This window comes from Salmonella sp. SAL04157 (assembly GCF_046551635.1).
Lineage (GTDB): Bacteria > Pseudomonadota > Gammaproteobacteria > Enterobacterales > Enterobacteriaceae > Salmonella > Salmonella enterica.
Window position 1 is genome coordinate 195354 of sequence record NZ_JBGDVS010000006.1, and the last position, 23841, is coordinate 219194.

At 53.7% G+C, this 23841-nt stretch carries 20 protein-coding genes and 2 pseudogenes; 12 read left to right on the forward strand and 10 right to left on the reverse strand.

The window, feature by feature from the left end; all coding sequences use genetic code 11:
* Nucleotides 1–231 precede the first annotated feature (231 nt).
* Genes entF through fes form a run of 3 tightly spaced genes read right to left on the reverse strand, consistent with a single transcriptional unit; the run spans nucleotide 232 to nucleotide 5576 of the window.
* A complete protein-coding gene (gene entF, locus ACLJRE_RS15040) occupies nucleotides 232–4116 on the reverse strand; it encodes an enterobactin non-ribosomal peptide synthetase EntF (protein ID WP_023212921.1) in 3885 nt (1294 codons plus the stop codon).
* Nucleotides 4113–4331, reverse strand: a complete 219-nt coding sequence (locus tag ACLJRE_RS15045) for an MbtH family protein (RefSeq protein ID WP_000396006.1) — start codon at nucleotides 4329–4331, stop codon at nucleotides 4113–4115. The genes entF and ACLJRE_RS15045 overlap by 4 nt, the downstream gene beginning before the upstream one ends.
* A gap of 30 nt (nucleotides 4332–4361) precedes the next feature.
* Nucleotides 4362–5576, reverse strand: coding sequence for an enterochelin esterase (gene fes / locus ACLJRE_RS15050; RefSeq protein WP_000656586.1), 1215 nt, complete (start codon nucleotides 5574–5576; stop codon nucleotides 4362–4364).
* A gap of 188 nt (nucleotides 5577–5764) precedes the next feature.
* On the opposite strand from fes, the gene ACLJRE_RS15055 reads away from it, so the two are divergent.
* The 4 genes from ACLJRE_RS15055 to ACLJRE_RS15070 all read left to right on the forward strand — a co-directional run bounded on the left by ACLJRE_RS15055 (nucleotide 5765) and on the right by ACLJRE_RS15070 (nucleotide 10216).
* Nucleotides 5765–8020 carry a TonB-dependent siderophore receptor gene (locus tag ACLJRE_RS15055; protein WP_001034966.1) on the forward strand — a complete coding sequence of 752 codons (2256 nt, stop codon included), beginning with the start codon at nucleotides 5765–5767 and terminating at the stop codon, nucleotides 8018–8020.
* Between the two features lie 46 nt (nucleotides 8021–8066).
* On the forward strand, nucleotides 8067–8771 hold the full coding sequence (gene entD, locus ACLJRE_RS15060) for an enterobactin synthase subunit EntD (protein ID WP_001260564.1): 705 nt from the start codon (nucleotides 8067–8069) through the stop codon (nucleotides 8769–8771).
* Nucleotides 8772–8782: 11 nt separating this feature from the next.
* Nucleotides 8783–9901 carry a YbdK family carboxylate-amine ligase gene (locus ACLJRE_RS15065; protein ID WP_001196908.1) on the forward strand — a complete coding sequence of 373 codons (1119 nt, stop codon included), beginning with the start codon at nucleotides 8783–8785 and terminating at the stop codon, nucleotides 9899–9901.
* Between the two features lie 66 nt (nucleotides 9902–9967).
* Nucleotides 9968–10216: a DUF1158 family protein gene (locus tag ACLJRE_RS15070; protein ID WP_000682497.1), complete on the forward strand. Its 249-nt coding sequence runs from the start codon at nucleotides 9968–9970 to the stop codon at nucleotides 10214–10216.
* Between the two features lie 5 nt (nucleotides 10217–10221).
* Here the strand turns inward: ACLJRE_RS15070 and ACLJRE_RS15075 are convergent, their stop codons facing one another.
* Nucleotides 10222–10563, reverse strand: coding sequence for a RamA family antibiotic efflux transcriptional regulator (locus ACLJRE_RS15075; RefSeq protein WP_000155633.1), 342 nt, complete (start codon nucleotides 10561–10563; stop codon nucleotides 10222–10224).
* Nucleotides 10564–10851: 288 nt separating this feature from the next.
* Here ACLJRE_RS15075 and ACLJRE_RS15080 point away from each other — a divergent pair, with 288 nt between their 5' ends.
* The 3 genes from ACLJRE_RS15080 (at nucleotide 10852) to nfsB (ending at nucleotide 12551) form a co-directional block, all read left to right on the forward strand.
* A complete protein-coding gene (locus ACLJRE_RS15080) occupies nucleotides 10852–11433 on the forward strand; it encodes a TetR/AcrR family transcriptional regulator (RefSeq protein ID WP_000113609.1) in 582 nt (193 codons plus the stop codon).
* Nucleotides 11433–11801: an MmcQ/YjbR family DNA-binding protein gene (locus ACLJRE_RS15085; RefSeq protein ID WP_000348989.1), complete on the forward strand. Its 369-nt coding sequence runs from the start codon at nucleotides 11433–11435 to the stop codon at nucleotides 11799–11801. The genes ACLJRE_RS15080 and ACLJRE_RS15085 overlap by 1 nt, the downstream gene beginning before the upstream one ends.
* Before the next feature lie 96 nt (nucleotides 11802–11897).
* On the forward strand, nucleotides 11898–12551 hold the full coding sequence (gene nfsB, locus ACLJRE_RS15090; protein WP_001529050.1) for an oxygen-insensitive NAD(P)H nitroreductase: 654 nt from the start codon (nucleotides 11898–11900) through the stop codon (nucleotides 12549–12551).
* A gap of 266 nt (nucleotides 12552–12817) precedes the next feature.
* Here the strand turns inward: nfsB and ACLJRE_RS15095 are convergent, their stop codons facing one another.
* Nucleotides 12818–14788: an autotransporter domain-containing esterase gene (locus ACLJRE_RS15095; protein ID WP_023212920.1), complete on the reverse strand. Its 1971-nt coding sequence runs from the start codon at nucleotides 14786–14788 to the stop codon at nucleotides 12818–12820.
* A gap of 310 nt (nucleotides 14789–15098) precedes the next feature.
* Here ACLJRE_RS15095 and ACLJRE_RS15100 point away from each other — a divergent pair, with 310 nt between their 5' ends.
* On the forward strand, nucleotides 15099–16346 hold the full coding sequence (locus tag ACLJRE_RS15100) for a mechanosensitive ion channel family protein (protein ID WP_001156971.1): 1248 nt from the start codon (nucleotides 15099–15101) through the stop codon (nucleotides 16344–16346).
* A 41-nt stretch (nucleotides 16347–16387) separates the two neighbouring features.
* Here the strand turns inward: ACLJRE_RS15100 and pheP are convergent, their stop codons facing one another.
* A complete protein-coding gene (gene pheP, locus ACLJRE_RS15105; protein ID WP_000786291.1) occupies nucleotides 16388–17782 on the reverse strand; it encodes a phenylalanine transporter in 1395 nt (464 codons plus the stop codon).
* 325 nt (nucleotides 17783–18107) lie between these two features.
* Here pheP and ACLJRE_RS15110 point away from each other — a divergent pair, with 325 nt between their 5' ends.
* Nucleotides 18108–19283, forward strand: coding sequence for a DnaJ family molecular chaperone (locus tag ACLJRE_RS15110; protein ID WP_001033453.1), 1176 nt, complete (start codon nucleotides 18108–18110; stop codon nucleotides 19281–19283).
* A 78-nt stretch (nucleotides 19284–19361) separates the two neighbouring features.
* Here ACLJRE_RS15110 and rclC read toward each other — a convergent pair whose 3' ends face one another.
* The 3 genes from rclC to rclA form a co-directional block, all read right to left on the reverse strand.
* Entirely contained in the window at nucleotides 19362–19922 is a 561-nt protein-coding gene (gene rclC, locus ACLJRE_RS15115; protein WP_000362177.1) for a reactive chlorine resistance membrane protein RclC, read from the reverse strand.
* A 12-nt stretch (nucleotides 19923–19934) separates the two neighbouring features.
* A complete protein-coding gene (rclB, locus tag ACLJRE_RS15120; protein WP_023212919.1) occupies nucleotides 19935–20171 on the reverse strand; it encodes a reactive chlorine resistance periplasmic protein RclB in 237 nt (78 codons plus the stop codon).
* 156 nt (nucleotides 20172–20327) lie between these two features.
* Nucleotides 20328–21653, reverse strand: a complete 1326-nt coding sequence (gene rclA / locus ACLJRE_RS15125; protein WP_023212918.1) for a reactive chlorine resistance oxidoreductase RclA — start codon at nucleotides 21651–21653, stop codon at nucleotides 20328–20330.
* A 215-nt stretch (nucleotides 21654–21868) separates the two neighbouring features.
* Between rclA and rclR the strand changes: the two genes are divergently transcribed.
* The gene (gene rclR / locus ACLJRE_RS15130) at nucleotides 21869–22723 is read left to right on the forward strand and encodes a reactive chlorine-specific transcriptional regulator RclR (RefSeq protein WP_023212917.1); all 855 of its coding nucleotides are present in this window, start codon (nucleotides 21869–21871) and stop codon (nucleotides 22721–22723) included.
* 50 nt (nucleotides 22724–22773) lie between these two features.
* On the opposite strand, the pseudogene ACLJRE_RS15135 reads toward rclR, so the two are convergent.
* Nucleotides 22774–23040: pseudogene (locus ACLJRE_RS15135) on the reverse strand (efflux RND transporter permease subunit); the annotation flags it as partial.
* A gap of 3 nt (nucleotides 23041–23043) precedes the next feature.
* Here ACLJRE_RS15135 and ACLJRE_RS15140 point away from each other — a divergent pair.
* Both ACLJRE_RS15140 and ACLJRE_RS15145 read left to right on the forward strand, forming a co-directional pair.
* Nucleotides 23044–23337, forward strand: a pseudogene (locus ACLJRE_RS15140) (ATP-binding protein); the annotation flags it as partial.
* A gap of 137 nt (nucleotides 23338–23474) precedes the next feature.
* Nucleotides 23475–23720 carry a copE1 gene (locus tag ACLJRE_RS15145; protein WP_023212915.1) on the forward strand — a complete coding sequence of 82 codons (246 nt, stop codon included), beginning with the start codon at nucleotides 23475–23477 and terminating at the stop codon, nucleotides 23718–23720.
* Nucleotides 23721–23841 lie beyond the last annotated feature (121 nt).

Sequence of the window (23841 nt, forward strand, 5' to 3'; positions counted from 1 at the left end):
TTTATCCAATGAAAGAACACATTCCTGTCAGAGATTCTAACAGCAAGTCAGAATTATCCGAAACACTCTTTGCGCGCCAGTGCCCGAAAAGCTAAATATTCGGAATTAAACTTGCCTGTAGCATGTATCACTTATGTTAAAAGAATTAATCGTTACAATAAAAAACCCATAATAATTAGTAATTATTATGGGTTTCAGGATTTAATTTTTTAAAGGCAGAAACAACGCCCGTTATTTATTAATGAGCTCGCTGATGATGGGCCCGATAGTTTCAAAAGCGGAGGGAGAAATAATATCTACATGCGCGCACGGCTGGTGATAAATAGCCAAAGACGCTATCCACGGCGACCAGCTCTGTTCAGGCGATACGCCTTCCGGCACCGTTTTATCCGCCACAAAGAGCGTAGCATGTCCATCAAACGGTACGCTATGCGCCGTCGTCAGCAAACGGACGGCATCCGCATAATTGCCTTCAATGGCGGTAAATAAGGCTTCGGAGGCATTTCCCTGCTGAGCGGCGACAAACGCTGCGCGTTCACGTTCAATTTCCGCCAATACGTCCGGATTGAGGCCATTCGCCTCTTTTTCCCGCCAGTTTTGCGTTTCCGGCGGCCAGGTGTCCAGTAACCCCAAAAACGCTACGGTTTCGCCGCGTGCGCGCAACCGGGCGGCGATCCCTTGCGCCAGCGTCCCGCCCAGCGAATAGCCTAATAAATAATAAGGGCCATGCGGCTGCCGGGCGAGCAAAGTCGCCAGATGATGTTCACATACCTCATCAAGGGTGGTTGCGGTTTGCATAGGGCCAGCGGGGCGCGGCGACTGAATCCCCATAATCGACCACGACGGGCTGAGATAGCGTGATAATACGCTAAATTGCCAGGCGAACCCCGACGCCGGATGGAAACAAAATAACGTTGGACCATCGCTTTCACGCAGCGGCAACAGCGGCCCGAACCCCAGATTGCGCGAGCGTTCGTCATCGTCAGTATCGAGCAGCTTACTCAACTGCGCCACGTCAGACGCCACCATCACCTGCCCCGGCGTCACCTGGCGATTAAACGTCTGGCTTAGCTGCGCGGCCAGTTTCATCGCCAGCAGCGAGTGTCCGCCCAGCGCAAAGAAATCACTTTCAACATCGTTAATCTCACAGCCCAGCAGGCGGGAAAACGCCGCGGCGACAGCAATCTCCGTTGCGGACTGCGGCGCACACCCTTTCACGCGCGGCGTCAGGTCCGGCAGCGGCAGGGCTTTACGATCCAGCTTGCCATTAGCGCTAAGCGGCAAGCTGGCAAGTTGCAACAGCACAACCGGCACCATATGCGCGGGAAGTTTTTGGCGTAATTTTTCCTGCAGCGCTGGTAAATCCAGCGGCAAACCGGAGTGCGACACCAGATAGCCGACCAGTTGCCGGGCATCCCCGCCCGTCGCCGCCGCCTGATTAAAGACGCAGGCATGTGCTACCGCCTGTTCAACATCCGGCAGCGTTTGCATGACGCGGTCAATCTCGCCCAGTTCAATACGTTGACCCCGAATTTTGAGCTGATCGTCGCTGCGCCCCAGGTATTCTACCGCGCCGGAATCCAGCCAGCGCGCCACATCTCCGGTACGGTACATCCGTTCGCCTGGCGCAAAAGGATCGGCGATAAAACGGCTGGCGGTAAGATCCGGACGCCCCAGATAGCCCTGCGCCAGTTGGATACCGGTAAGATAGAGATCGCCAGCCACGCCCGGCGGCACCGGCTGCATATGCGCATCGAGAATACGTAAACCGGTATTCCAGACGGGATAACCAATCGGGATGCTGTTGCCGTCAACAGCCGCCAGCTCATCGCCACAGGCCGGATACCAGCTCACATCCACCGCGGCCTCCGTTGGCCCGTACAGATTGTGTAGCGGCGCGTTGGTTAACGTCTCCCATTCGCGGCACAGCGCCGTCGGCAGGGCCTCGCCGCTACAGAAAACCCGCTTTAAGGAAGCGCAGCTTTTACCAGCCGACGCTGGCGTGAGCGAGGCAATAAAGGCCGCCAGCATCGACGGCACAAAATGGGTGGTCGTGACGCCGTATTGCGCAAAGAACCGCTGCATCGCGAGCGGATCGCGGTGCGCTTCCGGTTCAGCCATCACCAGTTTCGCCCCGGCGATAAACGGCCAGAAAAACTCCCATACTGAGACGTCAAAACTGCACGGCGTTTTTTGCGCTACTACATCATCCGCCGTCAACGGATAGTGATCCTGCATCCACAGCAGCCGGTTGACTATCGCCGTTTGTCCCACCATCACCCCTTTCGGCCTGCCCGTCGAGCCAGAGGTGAAAATGATGTAAGCGGTATGATGCGGTAACGACAGCCCCAGCGGAGTGGCGTCACTGACCGGTAGCGGTTGGCTATAACACAAATATTCCATCCCCGGAATATCGTGAAAGCGCGCCAGCTGCGCCTGAGTCGTAATTAACAGTTTCGGCTGCGCATCTTCCAGCATCATTCGCAGCCGATCGTCAGGATAACCGGTATCCAGCGGCAGCCAGGCGGCGCCCGCCTCGACAATGCCATGCAGCGCTAAGGTCAGGAAAACCGACCGCGGCAACGCCACCGCCACGCTATCGCCAGGCTGAACGCCGCGTTCCCGCAGCGCGTATGCCAGCGCCACAACCTGTTCGCGCATTTCACGGTAGGTAAAGTGATAATGCGCATCTGCCAACGCGGCAGCCTCTGGCGTTTTTTGCGCCTGCTGCGCCACCAAATCGCTAAGCGTGGCGGCGGGAATCGTTACCGCTGTATTATTAAGGTGTGCTAATTGCGTTTGTTCTTCCGCCAGCAGCATTTGCGCATCGCCGCAGCGCAGCGCCGGGTTATCCGCAAACTGTGTGATAAGCGCCATCAACCGTAAGGCATGGCGGGAGAGCGTGGCGTCATCGTAACGCTGTGCATTCGCCAGCAATTCAATATCCAGACCGCCGTTTTCATCCGGAAAAAGCGCCAGTTCAAGATCGTTAACCGGCCCCGTCGCCAGGGTATGGGTTTGCGCCTGTATGCCAGGAAGATCCAGATGATAATCAAACACTTTTATGTTGAGCACTGGGCCAAATAGCGGCGTATCCCCTGCGGCTCGCCCGCTATCGCGTACAATCTGTTCGGCGTCGTAACGCTGGTGGCGGCGCATCTTCTTTAACTGCGCCGCAAGACGCTTCGCCAGCGTTGGCAGATCTTCCGTCGCATGAAGGTTAACCGCCAGCGGCAACACGTTAAGGACAGGCCCGGTCGCCGTTAACGCCGCCGATCCCATCCGCCGCATAAAGATAAATCCAGCGGCATAATCCATTCGCCCGCATAATCGTCCCAGCCACAACGTCACCAGCGCCAGGGCAAGATCCGCTCGCGGTATCTCAGGCATGTGCGCCGCCAGCTGGCGAAACGCCCCCGCTGGCGCGCTCAATTTCATACGCAGAATACCCGCACTCGCCGACCGCCCCGGCAGCGGCGCGGCAGACATTGACGCCGGCGGCGGCAGCTCGCGGCGCTGCTGCGCCCAGAAGGCGCCGTCACGCTGCCAGGCCTCGCTCTGGTGATAGCGCTGATATTCCTCGACCACATCCGCAAAGGGGGTAAAAGGCGACTCCGGCGTAGGGGCGTCGCTCTGCCAGGCGCGATAAATCGCCGCAATCTGGCGGGTTATCGCCGGGAAGCTAAAGCCATCCACCAGCAAATGGTGATAGCGCTGATACCAATACCAGCGGGTATCATCAATGCGGATTAACTGGTGAAACGCCAGCGGCTTACCGCTATCTGCGCGCAGGTTTTGCCGTAAATCCGCCTGCATTAACGCCAGCGCCGCGTGATGCGGATCGGGCTGGTCGCGTAAATCGGCAATCGGGGGCTCGCCGAAGGTGTGCTCAGGATCTATCCATTGCCAGACCTCGCCGTTCTCTTCGGTAAAACGCATCCGTAGCGTATCCGCCTGTTGCATCCCTACCGCTACCGCTTTTGCCAGCAAGGGGGCATCCAGCTCGCCATTCAATTCCACGTAGTGCGCCACGCTCCAGGCGGAGGGTAAATCAGAGAGTTTTTCCGCCATCCAGATCCCCGGCTGAGCGGCGACTAACGGTAAACGCTGCGTCATTTCGCCTCCTGCTTATCGGCATAATGGGCCGGATTCAGTGTTGTCCAGCGCGTATTAAGCCACTGCTGGCACGCGTCCTGCGATTGCGGTTCGCATACCACGTCCCAGCCTGCGGGAAGCGCGCACGCCGCTGGCCAAAGGCTGAATTGACGCTGCGCATTTTGCAGGATGTAAAACTGTCCCTGCGGATTATCGAAGGGATTACTGAATTCCATACTCAACTCCTGTCATGGACATGTGCCCGGTTAAAGCGTGTCGATAAGCGGCTGCCAAAGCAGCATCAGCCCTTGCGTTAGCCCGCCGCGCCAGCAAAGCGCATCGTGTCCGCCGTCAACCTGACGCCAGAAAATGGACTGCTGCGAGGTATTCAGTTGGGCATAAAGCGCCTGATTCGCCTGAAACACGATCGGCTCACGCACGCCGGCTTCCAGTACGATACGCAGTCCGTGCGCGCATAATGCGCCGGTTTTCAGCCGGGTAATGACTTCCCCCTCCGGCGGGGTGATGCGATGGGGCCACCAGAACGATCCTGACTGGCTTAGTACACAGCCAAAACGCGTCGGCCAGTTCAGGCCGGCATACAGCGCCGACAGGCCGCCAAAACTCTGTCCGGCGACCACCGTTCGCCCGGCATCATCGCTAAAAGGCGTCACGGCTCTGACTTGCGGCAACAGTTCCTGCTGCACCGCCAGCCAGAAGTCGGCATTGCAGGTCAACTCCTGGCTGCGGTGTTGAGTATCAATCGCGTCAATCAGCAGGTAGACGGCACCAGGAAGCAGGCGTTGATGAGTCAGCGAGGCGAGCGCGGGCCAGACGGGCATATTTTCCGCCCAGAATTGACCGTCCAGCAGAATAGCCAACGGTTTTTCCTCCGGCGCCTCGTCTCCGGTCGTCAATATCCATACGCGGCGGGAATTGCCCAGACGTGCGCTATGCCACTGCATCATCAAAGGCGGCGAGTACGGCGTTTCAGGACGATCCCATCCCGGCTGAAGGGGCGCATCCGGCATTTCCAGCGCTGAAACCGCATGACCACGTCCTCCCCGCCAGCTTTGCGAATTAAGCGGGTCGGCAATTGCCTGCGGTAATAGCTGTCGCCAGCCTTCACGCAGTGCGTTCCGATCGGGCGTTTCGCCCGGCGCAAAAGCGGCAAAAGCGTCATCGCGCTCGGTAGGAATAAAACAGTAGCTGCCGCGCCAGTTAGCGCTAAGCGCCGTGCTCCAGCGCCAGACATCCGTTCCGGCAATACGCGCCATCGTCTGAGGCTGCGCGTTTTGATGATGATCGGTTACGCCAGTGATGTAGACCCAGACATGCCGTATCGGGGAGTGTGTTTCGTTTCCCTGCGGGTCGCGCCACCAAAAAGTGACCCGATAATTTCCGTCTTTTTCCCGTATCCATTCCGGCCCGGTTTTCGTCCTCCACCAGGCCTCACTTCCCGTTGCCAGCGCCTCTTTCATTATAACCCTGTGTTTATTATGAATTTTGTATATAAAAGGTGAAATATATTGATAATATTATTGATAACTATTTGCATTTGCAATAGCGTATTGTCGCGCTATGGGACGCGCGAACACAATTTCACCACCCGGCCAATGCCTTTGACGGGCGCTTTGGCTTATGTGGCTAAAGAAAAGCAGGATATACAATGAACAAGAAGATTCATTCCCTGACCTTACTGGTCAATTTAGGGATTTACGGGGCCGCTCTGCCCGTGATGGCGGAAGAAAAAACCGATAGCGCTGCGCTCACCAATGAAGACACCATCGTGGTGACCGCTGCCCAGCAAAACCTACAGGCGCCAGGCGTATCCACCATCACCGCCGATGAGATCCGCAAAAATCCGCCCGCGCGCGACGTGTCAGAAATCATCCGCACCATGCCAGGCGTAAACCTGACCGGCAACTCCACCAGCGGTCAGCGCGGGAATAACCGCCAAATCGATATTCGCGGCATGGGGCCGGAAAACACCCTCATCCTGATAGACGGTAAACCCGTCACCAGCCGTAACTCGGTGCGCCTGGGCTGGCGCGGCGAACGCGATACCCGCGGCGATACCGCGTGGGTGCCGCCGGAGATGATCGAACGCATTGAAGTGCTGCGTGGCCCTGCCGCCGCACGCTACGGTAACGGCGCGGCGGGTGGCGTGGTCAATATCATTACCAAAAAAGGCGGTAGCGAGTGGCACGGTTCCTGGAATACCTATTTCAACGCGCCGGAACATAAAGACGAAGGCGCGACCAAACGCACTAACTTTAGCCTGAACGGCCCGCTGGGCGGGGATTTCAGCTTCCGTCTGTATGGCAACCTCGACAAAACGCAGGCGGATGCGCGTAATATTAACCAGGGGCATCAGTCTGAACGTACCGGGAGTTACGCCGACACGCTACCGGCAGGACGCGAGGGGGTCATTAACAAAGATATCAACGGCGTAGTTCGTTGGGATTTTGCTCCGCTTCAGTCTCTGGAGCTGGAGGCCGGATACAGTCGCCAGGGCAATCTCTATGCCGGTGATACTCAGAACACCAATACGAACCAACTGGTGAAAGATAATTACGGAAAAGAGACGAACCGCCTCTATCGGCAGAACTACTCTCTGACCTGGAACGGCGGCTGGGATAATGGCGTAACCACCAGTAACTGGGTGCAATACGAACATACCCGTAACTCCCGAATGCCGGAAGGCCTGGCAGGCGGCACCGAAGGAATTTTCGATCCCAAAGCATCGCAAAAATATGCCGATGCCGATTTGAATGACGTCACCCTACACAGCGAAGTGAGCCTTCCTTTCGATCTGCTGGTCAATCAAAACCTGACGCTGGGTACCGAATGGGCCCAACAGCGTATGAAAGACGAGCTCTCCAACTCGCAAACCTTTATGGGGGGAAATATCCCGGGTTACAGCAGTACCAATCGTAGCCCCTATTCAAAAGCGGAAATTTTCTCTCTGTTTGCTGAAAACAACATGGAACTGACCGACAGCACCATGCTGACGCCGGGGCTACGTTTCGATCATCACAGTATTGTGGGGGATAACTGGAGCCCGTCGCTGAACCTGTCGCAAGGTCTGGGGGATGACTTTACCCTGAAAATGGGGATCGCCCGCGCTTATAAAGCCCCGAGTCTGTACCAGACTAACCCAAACTATATTTTGTATAGCAAAGGTCAGGGTTGCTACGCGACTGGCGCGGGTACCGGCATCGGCTGCTATATGATGGGTAACGATGATCTGAAAGCCGAAACCAGCATCAATAAAGAGATCGGTCTGGAATTTAAACGCGATGGCTGGCTGGCCGGCATCACCTGGTTCCGCAATGATTACCGCAATAAGATCGAAGCGGGTACGGTGCCGTTGCAGCGTATCAACAACGGCAAAACGGATGTCTATCAGTGGGAGAACGTGCCGAAAGCGGTCGTTGAAGGTCTGGAAGGCACGTTAAACGTACCGGTTAGCGACACCGTCAACTGGACGAATAACGTTACGTATATGCTGCAGAGTAAAAACAAAGAGACCGGCGAACGCCTGTCGATTATTCCACAGTACACGCTTAACTCAACCCTGAGCTGGCAGGTACGTCAGGACGTTTCTCTGCAATCGACCTTCACCTGGTACGGCAAACAAGAGCCGAAGAAATATGATTATCAGGGTAACCCCGTTACCGGAACAGATAAGCAAGCGGTCAGCCCATACAGTATTGTTGGCCTGAGCGCGACCTGGGACGTGACCAAAAATGTCAGCCTGACCGGTGGCGTGGATAACCTCTTTGACAAACGTCTGTGGCGTGAAGGTAACGCGCAAACCGTCAGGGATACTCAAACTGGCGCTTATATGGCGGGCGCTGGCGCGTACACCTATAACGAACCGGGACGTACGTGGTATATGAGCATTAATACCCATTTCTGATGGCAACCTTCCCTCCCTCATTCGGGGAGGGAATTAGCAAAAAACGATGCGGACATCTCATTTTCCCCTTCCCTTTGCCGGACACAGGCTGCATATCGTCGACTTTGATGCGAGCAGCTTTCACGAGCACGACCTGTTATGGCTGCCTCATCACGATCGGCTCCGGTCTGCCGGACGCAAGCGTAAAGCTGAACATCTGGCAGGCCGCATCGCCGCCGTTCATGCGCTACGCGAGGTGGGCGTCAGGACAGTGCCCGGTATTGGCGACAAGCGACAGCCGCTATGGCCGGACGGCCTATTTGGCAGCATCAGCCACTGTGCGTCAACGGCGCTGGCCGTCATATCCCGACAGCGTATCGGCATTGATATAGAAAAAATCATGAGTCAGCACACGGCGACAGAGCTGGCGCCGTCCATTATTGATAGCGATGAGCGCCAAATTCTCCAGGCGAGCTCGCTCCCTTTTCCGCTTGCCCTGACGCTGGCTTTCTCCGCCAAGGAGAGCGTTTATAAAGCCTTTTCAGACCGCGTCACGCTCCCGGGATTCGATAGCGCAAAAGTTACCTCGCTTACCGCCACGCACATCTCGTTACATCTGCTGCCAGCCTTTGCCGCCACGATGGCTGAACGTACCGTCCGTACAGAATGGTTTCAACGTGGCAATAGCGTTATTACTCTTGTTTCTGCAATAACGCGCTTTCCCCACGACAGGAGCGCTCCCGCTTCTATACTTAGCGCAATACCCCGATAAATGAGATCACTATGGCGCTGAATGATTTTCACGTTTCTGAACCTTATACGCTTGGTATTGAGCTGGAGATGCAGGTGATCAATCCACCTGGCTACGATTTAAGTCAGGACTCTTCTACACTGATCGACGCCGTTAAGCCCCAACTTACTGCGGGAGAAATTAAGCACGATATCACCGAAAGTATGCTGGAGATGGCCACGGGCGTCTGCCGCGATATTGACCAGGCGGCGGCCCAACTTTCTGCCATGCAGCACGTTATTTTACAGGCGGCGTCGGAACACCATCTCGGCATTTGCGGCGGCGGTACGCACCCTTTTCAAAAATGGCAGCGTCAGGAGGTCTGTGATAATGAGCGCTATCAACGCACGCTGGAAAATTTCGGCTACTTAATTCAACAGGCGACGGTTTTCGGCCAGCATGTCCACGTCGGCTGCGCGAACGGCGACGATGCGATTTATCTTTTACACGGGCTGTCGCATTTTGTGCCACACTTTATTGCGCTCTCCGCCGCGTCTCCCTATATGCAAGGATCTGACACCCGTTTTGCCTGCGCGCGCCTGAATATTTTTTCCGCTTTTCCCGATAACGGTCCCATGCCGTGGGTCAGTAACTGGCAAGAGTTTGCCGGACTATTTCGTCGTCTGTCTTACACCACGATGATCGACAGCATCAAAGATTTGCACTGGGATATCCGCCCCAGCCCGGCCTTTGGCACGGTAGAAGTTCGGGTGATGGATACGCCGCTCACCCTTGATCATGCCATCAATATGGCAGGGTTGATTCAGGCGACCGCGCACTGGCTGCTGACCGAGCGTCCCTTTAAACCGCAGGAACAAGACTATCTGTTATATAAATTCAACCGTTTTCAGGCTTGCCGCTATGGTCTGGAGGGCGTGCTAACCGATGCCTATACCGGCGACCGCCGTCGCCTGGCAGATGATACGCTGCGTCTGCTGGACAACGTTACCCCCTCTGCGCGCAAGCTGGGCGCCGACAGCGCCATTGACGCACTACGTCTGCAGGTGAAAAAAGGCGGTAACGAAGCGCAATATATGCGGGAGTTTATTGCCGACGGCGGATCGCTGATAGGCCTGGTACAAAAACATTGTGAAATCTGGGCGGGACAATAGACAGCATATTTGCCTTACCAGGCGATATCCCGGACAATGGCGTTTTAACTTACGTTTAACAAAGCCATGAAACACCCGCTTGAATCATTGATGACCGCTGCCGGTATTTTGCTGATGGCGTTGCTCTCCAGCCTGCTGCTGCCCGCCCCTTCGCTCGGCCTTGCGCTGGCGCAAAAACTGGTCGGGATCTTTCATCTTATGGATCTCAACCAGCTTTATACTTTGTTGTTTTGTTTATGGTTTCTTTTGCTCGGCGCGCTGGAATATTATGTTATTCGCTTTATCTGGCGGCGCTGGTTTTCGCTGGCCGATTAAACATTTCAATGCGTACGGCCATGCTTTTCTTTACGATAAGCGCCTGGCGGCAGGTTGAACGTGCGGGTAAAAATGCGCGTAAAGGTTTGCTGCGAATCAAAACCATACTTTAGACAAATATCATACACCTTCTGGTCGGTGTCGCGCAGGTCGCGCGCCGCCAGTTTTAGCTTACGTTCACGCACGTAGCGCCCCAGACTCTCCCCTTTGTACTGCATAAAAAGGCGCTGCAGGTGCCACTTGGAATACCCCGCATGACGGGCAATATCATCAATACGTAACGGCTGATTCAAATTATCATCAATCCACTCGACAATCGTGTCGATAACCTGAGCGGAAATGGTCATCGTGCTCTCCCCTCTATCAAACTCGTCAGCGGCTCCCGCACCGCACATTTACGGCAACAGCAATAAGCATAGTAATAACCACACAAATTGTGAGACGGCTTATCGCATGGCCTGCAATATGCTTTTCTATCACTTCATGCGGCAGCCCTTGATTATGAGTGAGTAAGCACTCATTATAGAAAGCAAAGATACGCCGTCAAGGTACTTTTCAAAGGTTGACATTCACCGTTGCGACGCGACAACGGGCATGATTCAATCATGTTTTTCCAGACATAAGGGTAACGTGTAGTGGCTCGTCCGAAGAGTGAAGACAAAAAACAAGCATTACTGGAAGCGGCAACCCAGGCGATAGCGCAATCCGGCATCGCTGCCTCAACGGCGGTGATTGCGCGTAACGCAGGTGTTGCAGAAGGAACATTGTTTCGCTATTTCGCGACCAAAGATGAGCTGATTAACACGTTGTATTTGCATTTAAAGCAGGATCTCTGCCAGTCAATGATAATGGAGCTGGATCGATCCATTACCGATGCCAAAATGATGACTCGTTTTATCTGGAACAGTTACATCAGTTGGGGTCTGAACCATCCCGCGCGCCATCGGGCGATCCGTCAACTGGCCGTCAGCGAAAAGCTCACCAAAGAGACGGAACAACGGGCCGACGATATGTTCCCCGAATTGCGCGATTTATGTCATCGTTCCGTTTTGATGGTGTTTATGTCGGATGAGTACCGCGCCTTCGGCGACGGCCTTTTTCTGGCGCTGGCTGAAACAACAATGGATTTCGCCGCGCGCGATCCCGCTCGCGCTGGCGAATATATTGCGCTGGGATTCGAAGCCATGTGGCGCGCGCTGACTCGCGAGGAGCAATAATGGACGGTCAAACACTGCACGCCTGTGCAAAACGCTTTGCGCTGGAACTGCCTTTTACCGAACACTGCTGGCCTTTCGGCCCACAGTACGATGTGTTTAAAGTCGGCGGCAAAATATTCATGCTTTTCACTGAACATCACTGCCGTCCAGTGGTGAACCTGAAGTCGGATCCCCAAAAATCCCTGGTAAATCAACAAATTTACCCCAGCATTGCGCCTGGCTATCACATGAATAAGAAACACTGGATTTCAGTCTATGCGGGCGAGGATATCACCGTCTCGCTACTCAACGATTTGATAAATGACTCATGGAATCTGGTCGTAGACGGGCTGCCTAAAAGAGAGCAACTGCGCCTGCGGCCGCGCTGATGCAATAACCGTTTCCGCATTTTCCTCCCTTATCTTTTTACCGATAACCCGGTACCCTGCTGATACAAAAGGGTACTAAACCAACCAGGAGCATTTATGGATATCGTTTCTGTCGCCTTAAAGCGCTACTCCACTAAGGCGTTCGATCCCAGCAAAAAACTGACCGCCGAAGAAGCGGATAAAATAAAAACACTACTACAGTACAGCCCCTCCAGCACCAATTCCCAGCCGTGGCACTTTATTGTCGCCAGTACGGAAGAAGGCAAAGCGCGCGTAGCAAAATCCGCTGCCGGAAACTACACGTTCAACGAACGCAAAATGCTGGACGCCTCCCATGTGGTGGTCTTCTGCGCGAAAACCGCGATGGACGACGCCTGGCTGCAACGGGTGGTCGATCAGGAAGATGCCGATGGCCGTTTCGCTACGCCGGAAGCTAAAGCGGCAAATGATAAAGGTCGCCGCTTTTTCGCCGATATGCACCGCGTCTCGCTAAAAGATGACCACCAGTGGATGGCGAAACAGGTCTATCTGAACGTCGGCAACTTTCTGCTGGGCGTCGCCGCGATGGGTCTCGACGCCGTCCCCATTGAAGGTTTCGACGCCGAGGTGCTCGACGCTGAATTTGGTCTGAAAGAAAAAGGCTATACCAGTCTGGTCGTGGTGCCGGTCGGCCATCATAGCGTCGAGGATTTCAACGCCGGGCTGCCGAAATCACGTCTGCCGCTTGAAACCACACTGACGGAAGTCTAATCCCCTGCCTAAGCCGGACGCCCGTCCGGCTTTTTTCACCTTTCTGCCAGGTTCCCCAATGATCAATGGCGCGAAGTGCCAGGTTTTACATCGCTAGTGTTAACCTTATCTTTCAACATATTGAAAATAAATAATATTTAAAACTGGCACGCCGTTGGCCATATCTGGATACCCCCTATCTGGATGAAGGAGAAAACGGCGTGACACCGGTTTGCGCCTACGATGGCGATATTGTCACCACGAGGTTGGCCCTCCCTGGCGTGTCATCAAAATCGGGCGCTAAACCCAACGTTATAACGGGTTTGATTGCCATCGCTTAACCCTGCCGTTTGCGCCAGCCCGGCGAAAGCGGACACCGTTGCCGACAGCGGAAAATCTGCGCCAATCGCGATATCAACCCAGTTTTTATCCTGCGCTTTTCCGTCGCGGCTAAACGTCAACGCGGTCGATTTAAGGCCGCCATTCGCCACATACGTATCATCGCCAAACTGACGGCGATAATTAATCTGCGCCCAGGAGTGAATGATGCTGTGGCGAAGATCCAGACGCCAGCCAGCGCTACCCACCTGCGAATGGGCGTTTTGGTCGCCAAAACGCATTGATGTACTGGTATTGAGCTTCTCGCTATAACCATTAACGTGGCTGTAATCCCATGCATATTGCAGCATCGGTCCGGTCGTTAACCACGGCATCATGACAAAATCATAACCGCTGGTTAACCTCGCGCCCCACAGCCGACCGTTGGTTTCGCCCTCTTCCACCCGTCTTAGCGCACCGAGCGTTATACTGCGCTGGATGTTACTGAATTTAGCGGACAGATAGTGTAAATCGCTATCCAGCCACGCCTGACCGGCGCGTAAATGGCTGAATACGGCGGCCTGAAAACCGCGGGCATCATAACGATAATTATCGTCAGGATGTTGCTTATCCAGAGAACCGGCTATCAGCCCTCCCAGCAGTACCTGCTCGTTAAGCTGATAATCGACGCCAACCGTCAGATTATTATGATTACCGTTCCCGTCGGCCTCATTATTATCATAACGTTGATATTCCCCGCTGTATCCGCCGAACATGCCCAGTGAACCAACAGGATTTTCCCCCTGGCGAAGCTGCTGATAACGGCTGTCAAGCGTGGTACGACTGCCTTGCGCCATCGACTGAACGCTTTGGTTCAGGTATGTCGCCTGTACCGGCGCGGCAATGATCGACTGGATATATTGCGCAATAATGGTATGGACCTGCGGACCGGGATGTAAATGATCGGCAAACAGATAGTCCTGCGACGCATTAAATCCAGGCATCGCCGAGGAGCACGCCGAAGCGGATACGCCTGGCGGGCAGGCCATACCTACGGTATTTGTCAGACCAAACGCCTGCGGGTTGGCAAGAATTTCCTTAAAGAGGCCGTTGATATCGGCACGGGCTATATTGCCGCCGTGTTGCTCCAGCCCCTTCTCTTCCATCTGATTATAATAATCGGTCAGAGCTGACGCCTGCCCTGCCGCCTTTTCATAGCCCGCCAGCAGTTGCTCAACGAGCAGTTGCTGAATAAACGGATTGCTGCTTACCGTTGCAGCCGCCGCCAGCAACGCCTTGCGGATCGCCTGTTGCCGACTGGCGAAATCGGGCGTAGCGCCCTCCGCCAGCGCCTCTAACGCCGCTTTTAGCGCCGGGGGCGCCGCTGCGCCCAGCCCGGCGGTGATTACCGCCTCCAGAAGCATTGGCGTCGCACTAATATCCGGTACGTTTGGCACCACGACCAGCCCGGCGCCGGCATCCAGTAACATCCCTACCTGCGCCGCCGCGCTAGTGGCGCTATTACCGGCTATTTGCTGTGCCATGGCAGGTCGCGCGATGGCCGCCGCCAGATCGTTTCCGCCTACCCAGTGAATATACAAACCGTTGTGGTCGGCTTTTCCCCCCGTTTTGGCAAGCCACTGCCGTACCTGATCCGCGGTATTATCCTGCGGGTTTAATTCCGGGGTCGCCGTCGCGCCGCCGGCGGCATAATTAGAACCGCCATTGTTGGAAGGGCTTAATGCCAGCCCAAATCGTTCGGCCAACTGTTCGTCGTAGAGCTTATTTTGACCACTATCCCAGGTCCAGCGACCGTTATTCCCGGTATCGCTAAGGCTATCGCCAAATACCGTAAGAGAGTCAAACGCACAGGCAGATAATGGCGCGGCCAGCGCCAGCGAGAGTATGCCGTATTTTAGCAGGGTACGCTTTTGGGTCATCCGATGTTCCTTAATGTTATTGTTGAGAGGTACGACGGTGCTAATCATCATCCGACAGAAACATTGCAATCGTTTTAAGCATTCTGGTTAAAATGTTTTCATCCATTGTTGACGAACTGGCGCCTGTTCAAAAAAATGGGGTGGCGTAAAATAACGACGTTTATGGGGCGCTGGATAAAATATAGCGTATGGATAACCCCTGAAGCGCTTTTACCCGTCTGTTGCTGATTATGCCTGAAGCGCGAGCGTCCTGATTTGCATAAATGCCATTCAGCAGTCATCATAGGCTGCTGTTTATAAAGGAGAGATTATGCAGGAATTGATATCCCAGGTAGAAGATTTAGCGGGAATTGAAATGAATCACACCACGTCGCTGGTGGTGATATTTGGTATTATTTTTCTGACGGCAGTTGTCGTGCATATTATTTTGCACTGGATAGTACTGCGCGCTTTCGAAAAACGTGCCAGCGCCAGTTCCCGCCTGTGGCTGCAAATTATTACCCAGAATAAATTATTCCATCGTCTGGCTTTTACGCTGCAAGGCATCATTGTCAATATTCAGGCCGCGCTCTGGCTACAAAAAGGCAGTGAGGCTGCGGATATCCTGACGACCTGCGCGCAGTTATGGATTATGACCTACGCCCTGCTGTCGTTATTTTCTCTGCTGGACGTGATTTTCAATCTATCGCAAAAATGGCCCGCCGCCTCTCAGTTACCGCTAAAAGGAATATTTCAGGGTATTAAGCTCATCGGCGCAATTATCGTCGGCATTCTGATGATCTCACTGCTGATTGGCCAGTCACCAGCAATTTTAATCAGCGGGCTGGGCGCGATGGCCGCGGTATTAATGCTGGTCTTTAAAGACCCGATTCTTGGCCTGGTTGCCGGTATACAGCTTTCCGCCAACGATATGCTCAAACTGGGCGACTGGCTGGAGATGCCAAAATATGGCGCAGATGGCGCGGTCATTGATATTGGCTTAACCACGGTAAAAGTACGCAACTGGGATAATACCATCACCACCATTCCCACCTGGTCGCTGGTTTCCGACTCGTTCAAAAACTGGAGCGGCATGTCTGCGTCCGGCGGACGCCGGATTAAACGCAGCATTAATATTGACGCGACCAGTATCCATTTTCTGGATGATGATGAAAAACAACGGCTGTTAACCGCGCAACTGTTAAAGCCGTACCTTACCAGCCGTCATCAGGAAATCGATGAATGGAATAAACAACTGGATGCGCCGGAATCAGCCTTAAATCACCGCCGAATGACTAATATCGGGACATTTCGCGCCTATCTGAACGAATATTTACGCCACCATCCGCGCATCCGTAAAGATATGACGCTGATGGTACGCCAACTGGCGCCTGACGATCATGGTTTGCCGATAGAGATCTACGCCTTTACCAATACCGTCGTGTGGCTGGAATATGAGAGCATTCAGGCCGATATTTTCGACCATATATTTGCGGTGGTGGAAGAGTTCGGCTTGCGTATTCATCAGACGCCGACCGGCAGCGATATTCGCGCGCTGTCAGGGACATTGCGGCATTAATGGATTGCCCGATCGCATGAGCATGGGATCGGGCAAAAAAGTTAATGAGCCTTACGGCGCAAAACTGTAAACGCGATAAACAGGAATACAATCCATACCGGCAGCAAAATCGCCGACAATCGCATATCGTCCATCGTACACATTAACACCAGAATCAGCGCCAGAAACGCAATGCACAAATAGTTTCCGGCGGGATAGAACAGCGCCTTAAATTGCGTCTCGCGCCCTTTACGACGCATCGCCGCGCGAAAACGTAAATGCGCGAGACAGATCATTATCCAGTTTAGCAATAGCGTCGCGACAACCAGCGCCATCAACAGGCTAAACGCTTTTTGCGGCAACAGATAGTTGATCAGCACCACCAGCGAGGTAATCGCTCCGGAAAGTATCAGCGAGTTCACCGGCACGCCGCGATGGCTGACGCGGGTTAAAAATTTCGGCGCGTTGCCTTGTACGGACAGGCCGAACAGCATTCGGCTATTCGAATAAACGCCGCTGTTATACACCGAAAGCGACGCGACCAGAATAACGAAATTCAACGCCGAAGCCACCACATTACTGTCCAGGTTATGGAAGATCATTACAAAAGGGCTGCTATTGGATTTCACCTCTACCCACGGATAGAGCGCCAGCAACACCACCAGCGAACCGATGTAGAACAGCAAAATACGGTATACCACCTGATTCACCGCTTTCGGGATGCTTTTTTGCGGATCGCGCGCTTCCGCCGCAGTAATGCCGATCAGCTCCAGTCCGCCAAAAGAAAACATAATCACCGCCAGCGACAGAAGCAAACCATGCCAACCGGTAGCGAAGAAACCGTTATAACGCCAGAGGTTATCAATGCTGGCATGTTCGCCGCCGTGGCCGGAGAACAGCAGCCACAGACCAAAACCTATCATGCCGATAATCGCCAGCACTTTAATCAGCGCGAACCAGAATTCCGTTTCGCCATACAGACGAACGTTCACCAGATTCACGGCATTAATGATAATAAAAAACACCGCCGCCCATACCCATGTTGGTACGTCAGGCAGCCAGTACTGCATATAGATGCCCGCCGCGGTCAGCTCCGCCATCCCGACCAGCACAAACATGACCCAATAGTTCCAGCCCGACAAAAAGCCCGCAAACGGCCCCCAATATTTCCAGGCGAAGTGGGCAAACGATCCGGAAACCGGCTCTTCCACAACCATTTCACCCAACTGGCGCATAATGAGAAAAGCGATAATCCCGGCAACGCCATAGCCCAACAAAACAGCCGGCCCCGCCATTTGAATCGCCGGGCCGATGCCCAGAAACAGTCCGGTGCCAATGGCGCCGCCCAGCGCAATTAGCTGAATATGGCGGTTTTGCAACCCCCGTTGAAGCGTCGGTTCATTCTTCGACGCGGCATCCGACACGCTGGCGCCGGATGCAGTTGACGCGTTTTTCACGTCCTACCCCTGTATCGTTTTTATTGAGGGGCACCTTTTAACATTTCGCTCTCGCTGCCGCAAGGCGCAATCGTTTGTCAAGGCTCAACTCCGGACGTTAACGTTATCGTGTAAAAAAAGATGTCGCGGGGAGTAAAAAGAAAAGAGTGCGCGCCGATATAGAACGTTACGGGTGACAGACGCCGAGTATAAAACATGTGAATAACTCTGGACGAAAAGTACGACACCCTACAGAATACATTTAGTATTTTTTCAGTATTTTCAAAAAGGTGAATCAGACCTGGTATCTGTTATCCGTTTTTGAGCCACGCTAGGCATCAACGTCATGAATAAGATCATCAAACGTTTAGAGATCATCAAAAGCGCCATTGAACTTGAGGACGAAGAGATTATCCGTCAGCAGCTCATCTACCTGAAAAATGAGCCGCAGGATGCCGTAATCAGCGCGATTGCCCAGGCGATTGAAGCTCGTCGATTCAGTGACGCCATGCAAGAGATCGCCGCCTGGCTACAGGCTCAACGGGCGCTCTCGACGTGGCAAGATCCCTCTATTGCCGCCAGTAAACTGGAGCTGAAAGCGCTTGAAGCCCAGCTTCGCGATCTGATTGACAAACGAAATGCGCGGGTACAAATCCTCGACGATTTCAACGACCTCTATCATCTGCGTCTCGGGCCGTTGATGAGCCGTATTCTGGAGTTGCGTAAACAGCTCGCGGTGAGTATGCAGCGTAAGCAAGAGGCCGAAATAAAACGCCGGGAAAAGGATTATCAATCCTGCCTGCAATTTATTTCCCAGGCCGTGGATCAACTGGCAACGCTAAAACAGCAGTGGACAGGATTGAATGCCGCCTCGCGCGAAGCGGTGGGCATCCGTCAGCGAATCCAGCAGCAGACGGAATTAATTACCGCGTTGCTGGCGGAAATTCGCGAGCTGGAAGCGGATTTTTCCCATCAGGACGACAGCGCATTCCGCCAGGCGCAGGAAAATGCGGAACAGGACTATCACCAGTACCGGGAGCAGCAGCAGGAAGCGCAATTCCGCTACGCCCGCGATCAACGTTTGTCGGCTGACGAACGCAATGAATTAAAACGTTTGTGGCGTCAGGCCAGCCGCCTGTGTCACCCGGATGTGGTCGCCGATGAATTAAAAGAAAAAGCGCACCAGATGATGGTACAGCTTAATCAGGCGCGGCAGAATGCCGATCTGGCGGCAATTCGCGCGTTATTGACGCAGCTGCAAAGCGGTCTGGAACCGATGATGGCAAGCGACAGGCTAAATAACCTGGAACATCTGCGCCATAAAATACGCCAGCTCCGCACGCAAATCGACGCGCTGTTGAAAGAGATAACGCAACTGGAAACGGAAAACGCCTGGCGGCTCGCCTCTTCCGTTGCGGATAAGGAAGCCTATTTCTCCGAGCAGGAACGGGCGCTAACCGAAATTCGCAATACGCTGGAGGCGCAGGTTCAACAGGTGGAACAGGAACTTCTGTCAGGGTAGTCCATCATTCATCAACACATTGTCGGATGGCGCAAGCGCCATCCGACGAATCGCGGCATAAAGAGGGTAAGAGGGTCGCTACTGTCGCTGTAAAAGTAACGAACGGGCGGAGTCCGCCATGATCATCACCGCACCTGCCAGCATTAACGTATCTTTTAATACCAGCCGTCCGGCGCCCGATAAATACGGAAAACCATAATGCGCATCGCCCAGCGGCATAACCCAGGCCTCCGGCGTGGTGATTAAAAACGACAGCGTGACAAATGGCGTCAGGAATGCCAGCACGCCGCCTGCCAGCCCTAACCAGCGGCTAACAGGGTTAGCCAGTACCAGCGCCGCGATAATCAATTCCACCACGCCCAGACCATCCGAAAACGCATACGTATTATTGGCCGTTTGCCAGGCGCGTTCCTCCGGTTTTAGTTCGCCCTCATGAGTCAGATGCTGACGATATTCTTCCGGATGTTCATAGAAAAAAGACATAAACGGGCTGTTCGCTACAAACGGGGTAATACTGTCTGCCTCATAGGGCACAAATTTTAGTAGTCCAATCCAGATAAAAACGATGGCGATACTCAGGCGAATTAATGTTAATCCCAGCCGATCCCCCTGACTTAACAGACGAAGATATTTATCCATCTCAGGCTCTCCTTATTTATATAATATCGCAGTGGCGTAACCCGTATTATCAATACGCATGGACGTAATTTTCCATGACGACGCCTGTTTACTTTGCGCCAGTCTGGCAATAGCGTCCTCAAGCATTGACGGCGTTGCTGACACCGCAGAAACGCTGATATATTCAACGTCAGTTAGCGGCTGGGCGGAGGCGGAAAACGCCAGCGGCGCAGCCAATAATGAAACAATAAGTGTGGTAACTTTTAACATCGAGATTTCCAGTCGTGGGTTATTTCAATGGTGTTATAATACGTTACGCCTGACTAAAGCCTTTTCTTTCAGACGCCAGCATATTTGTCCTGGCGTATTTTTATAGCCTGACAGGCAAAAAAAAGCCCTGATTAACAGGGCTACGTTATTTATGTTTTACTTAATGAGAGAGAAGAGATCGTTTAAAGACTCACTCATTGTAGGATGGGTAAAGATCTGGTCGCGTAACACCGTATAAGGTAAATCTGCATCCATAACGGTTTTAACGATATTAATCATTTCATGAGAATCGACGCATAACAATGACACCCCTACGATACGCTGCGTATTCACGTCCACTACCGCTTTTAGTACGCCACGGGTATCGTTCATAACACGGGCGCGAGGGATCGCCGCCACCGGTAATGTCACCACCTGCACCGTTGCGCCGCTTGCCCGCGCTTGTTCTTCCGTCAGCCCGACACGAGAGAGCGGCGGCGTCATAAAGACGGAATACGGAACGTTCTGGCGATCGCGGGTACTGCGTTTGCCATCTCCCAATAATCCGTCGCGTACAATACGAAAATCATCCAGTGAAATATAGGTAAACTGCAACCCACCGGTAACGTCGCCCATCGCCCAGATATTGTCCGCCGTGGTACGCAGGTAATCATCCACGATGATCCCGCCGCGTTCGTTCACCGCCACGCCGGCGTTCTGCAACTGTAAGCCAGCCGTCGCCGGTTTTCGCCCCGACGCCACCAGCAGGGCATCCACAAGATGCGCGCCTTCCGACGTTTCTACTTGTACCGCGCCCTCCTTTGAGGATACGGCCTGTACGTTGGCGTTTAAAATCAGCTCGACGCCCTTTTCCTGTAAAATACGGATAATTGCCTGCGCGATATCCCGATCTTCACGAGGCAGGAATTGCGGCGCTGCTTCAAAGATAGTGACCTTCGTACCGAAGTTGGCGAACATTGAGGCAAATTCAAGGCCAATATAACCACCGCCTAAAATCCCCAGCCGCGCCGGGCGCTGGCTCAGGCTGAGTAACCCGGTACTATCGAACACCCCCGCCGTCGTTGTTAAGCCCGTAATAGCCGGGATCACCGACTCTGCGCCAGTATTAATGAAGATCTTTTCTCCCCGTAACACCCGCTCGCCGTCCGCCTGAAATACCCGTAAGGTATGGTTATCAATAAACTCCGCCCTTCCCTCAATCACATCGACATTGTCCAGGTCGGCAAGATTATGAAAATTTTTGTCGCGTAAAAAATTTACGACCGCCGCTTTGCGTTGCATGGCGACAGAAAAATCGCCCTCACGTTCCGCATCATGCACCAGCGTTTTCGTTGGAATACAGCCAATGTTGATGCAGGTTCCGCCGAACATACTGGCGGACTGTTCGATAATCGCCACGCGCCATCCCGTCTTCGCCAGAGTTGCCGCCAACGTTTTTCCTGCCTTGCCAAAACCAATAATGAGCGCCTGATACTGTGTCATCTTCTTTCTCCGCCAAATCACCATCTGTTTGTCAGGACAAGTATAAATAACGTCAAAAAAGACAGGGTTATCCGCAACGCGTCATTTTTTGTCTTATCGTCTAAATTGGCGGTTAGCAAAAACAAGGGTAGAAATGACATTGAGTCCGAAATATAGTGAACAGATACAGAAATGGTGATCCCTATTTTTGAAAATAAATCTGTTCTGGAGTCTATATGGATGCGCTTAGTCGGCTATTGACGCTTAACGCCCCTCAGGGCTCAATCGACAAGAATTGCCCGTTAGGCGGCGACTGGCAGTTACCGCACGCCGCTGGCGAGCTATCGGTGATTCGCTGGCATACCGTTACGCAGGGCGAAGCGCAACTGGAAATGCCTACCGGCGACGCCATGACGCTTACGCCGGGAAAGGTGGTGATTCTGCCGCAAAACTCCGCCCACCGTTTGCGCCAGTCTGGCGAAGCACCGACACATATCGTGTGCGGTAGTCTACGTCTGCACACGACGTCGCGTTATTTCCTTACCGCGTTGCCGGAAGTGTTATGTCTTGCCCCGCCGTCGCATAGCCCCGCCAGTATCTGGCTTAACGCCGCCATTTTGCTGTTACAGCAGGAGTCAGAAGGCCATTTACCTGGCGCTGATGTCTTATACAGTCAGCAGTGCGCCACGCTGTTTACCCTCGCCGTTCGCGACTGGCTATCGCAGGCTGGCACAGCGAAAAGCGTGCTCAATTTATTGCTGCATCCCCGGCTGGGCCGCGTGATCCTTCACATGCTGGAAACACCGGCGCATCCCTGGACGGTCGAAACGCTGGCGCAACGGGTACACATGTCGCGGGCGAGCTTCGCCCAGCTATTTCGCGACGTGTCCGCGACGACGCCCTTAGCCGTGTTAACAACGCTGCGCCTGCAAATCGCCGCCCAGACCCTGTCGCGTGAAGCGCTGCCGGTGATGGTGATTGCCGAGTCGGTAGGTTATGCGAGCGAATCTTCTTTTCACAAAGCTTTTGTCCGTGAATTCGGTTGTACACCAGGCGAATACCGCAAACGGGTCAACGCACTCGGACGATAAACGTAGGCTGAACCCGCCTGCAGTTTGACGCCGCAGGCGGGCGACACACGTTATGCCGCAAGGCGACGATGCCTGCGCAGCCACATCAGCTTGTAGGCTGCCGGAATGATGAACAGCGACAGCAACGGCGCGGTAATCATGCCGCCGATCATCGGCGCGACAATACGGCTCATCACCTCAGAACCCGCGCCGGTCCCCCATAAAACAGGCAGCAGACCGGCGATAATCACCGCTACCGTCATGGCTTTTGGCCGCACCCGGAGCACCGCCCCGTGGTAAAGCGCCTCATCGAGTTTTTCTGCCGAAAAGGTGTTGGGAGCTTGCGCTTTGAAGGCCGCGCCTACTGGATCACCGGCGATCCCATCATGCTGCGCAGAGCCATCAGTAATTGACTCTCTAATACGATGCGCTATACGCCGCCGGGTAAAACCATTACTCTTCAGATAAAAGAAGCGGACGACCAGATACATATTATTGTTGAAAACCCCGGTACGCCAATCGCGCCGGAACATTTGCCGCGCCTTTTCGATTGTTTTTATAGCATTGATCCCTCCCACCAGCGTAAAGGGGAAGGCAGCGGTATAGGCCTGGCAATTGTAAAATCCATCGTCATTATCCCGTCACGCGCCAGACCCAACGACTGTTTTATTATTTCTCTTATTAACCCACACCGGAGAAATAAGATAAATAAGTTTACATCCCTTTTAGCTGTCGTTTTTTTATTTCAGCTGGCGTAAACGCCGCAGAGAAAATGGAATCCCGCCAATTATCCGCCACGGCGCATGAGATGATGAATAACGGTGACGCCTTCGCGCATCAGCAAATGGCTCAGACACAGAAACCCAGCGCCCCGGCTACTGTGGAAAATGCGACACCCTTTTCTGAAATGGACGACTATGAAAAAGCAATGGTCATCCATCAATCGATGAATAATGCCCATTCTTTCGCCCACGAGATCCAGGCTGAGGAGCACCATAAACAGATTAAACGCAATTAGTTATTTGCATATTAGCGTCACGTACTGCGGATGGCGCAACGTCGCCGCCGCAGAAGCTTACGGATTAACATAATTTTGAGAGGTTAAATGGCGCGCCCTGCAGGATTCGAACCTGCGACCC

Excerpts from the sequence above, each read along its gene's own strand:
- entF (WP_023212921.1), bottom strand. The coding sequence starts at position 4,116 with ATGACGCAGCGTTTACCGTTAGTCGCCGCTCAGCCGGGGATCTGGATG.
- rclB (WP_023212919.1), bottom strand. The coding sequence starts at position 20,171 with ATGTTAAAAGTTACCACACTTATTGTTTCATTATTGGCTGCGCCGCTG.
- ACLJRE_RS15100 (WP_001156971.1), top strand. The coding sequence starts at position 15,099 with ATGCAGGAATTGATATCCCAGGTAGAAGATTTAGCGGGAATTGAAATG.
- ACLJRE_RS15085 (WP_000348989.1), top strand. The coding sequence starts at position 11,433 with ATGGACGGTCAAACACTGCACGCCTGTGCAAAACGCTTTGCGCTGGAA.
- nfsB (WP_001529050.1), top strand. The coding sequence starts at position 11,898 with ATGGATATCGTTTCTGTCGCCTTAAAGCGCTACTCCACTAAGGCGTTC.
- ACLJRE_RS15145 (WP_023212915.1), top strand. The coding sequence starts at position 23,475 with ATGGAATCCCGCCAATTATCCGCCACGGCGCATGAGATGATGAATAAC.
- ACLJRE_RS15045 (WP_000396006.1), bottom strand. The coding sequence starts at position 4,331 with ATGGAATTCAGTAATCCCTTCGATAATCCGCAGGGACAGTTTTACATC.
- ACLJRE_RS15110 (WP_001033453.1), top strand. The coding sequence starts at position 18,108 with ATGAATAAGATCATCAAACGTTTAGAGATCATCAAAAGCGCCATTGAA.
- entD (WP_001260564.1), top strand. The coding sequence starts at position 8,067 with ATGCGGACATCTCATTTTCCCCTTCCCTTTGCCGGACACAGGCTGCAT.
- rclC (WP_000362177.1), bottom strand. The coding sequence starts at position 19,922 with ATGGATAAATATCTTCGTCTGTTAAGTCAGGGGGATCGGCTGGGATTA.
- ACLJRE_RS15065 (WP_001196908.1), top strand. The coding sequence starts at position 8,783 with ATGGCGCTGAATGATTTTCACGTTTCTGAACCTTATACGCTTGGTATT.
- ACLJRE_RS15075 (WP_000155633.1), bottom strand. The coding sequence starts at position 10,563 with ATGACCATTTCCGCTCAGGTTATCGACACGATTGTCGAGTGGATTGAT.
- ACLJRE_RS15070 (WP_000682497.1), top strand. The coding sequence starts at position 9,968 with ATGAAACACCCGCTTGAATCATTGATGACCGCTGCCGGTATTTTGCTG.
- rclA (WP_023212918.1), bottom strand. The coding sequence starts at position 21,653 with ATGACACAGTATCAGGCGCTCATTATTGGTTTTGGCAAGGCAGGAAAA.
- ACLJRE_RS15095 (WP_023212920.1), bottom strand. The coding sequence starts at position 14,788 with ATGACCCAAAAGCGTACCCTGCTAAAATACGGCATACTCTCGCTGGCG.
- rclR (WP_023212917.1), top strand. The coding sequence starts at position 21,869 with ATGGATGCGCTTAGTCGGCTATTGACGCTTAACGCCCCTCAGGGCTCA.
- fes (WP_000656586.1), bottom strand. The coding sequence starts at position 5,576 with ATGAAAGAGGCGCTGGCAACGGGAAGTGAGGCCTGGTGGAGGACGAAA.
- ACLJRE_RS15055 (WP_001034966.1), top strand. The coding sequence starts at position 5,765 with ATGAACAAGAAGATTCATTCCCTGACCTTACTGGTCAATTTAGGGATT.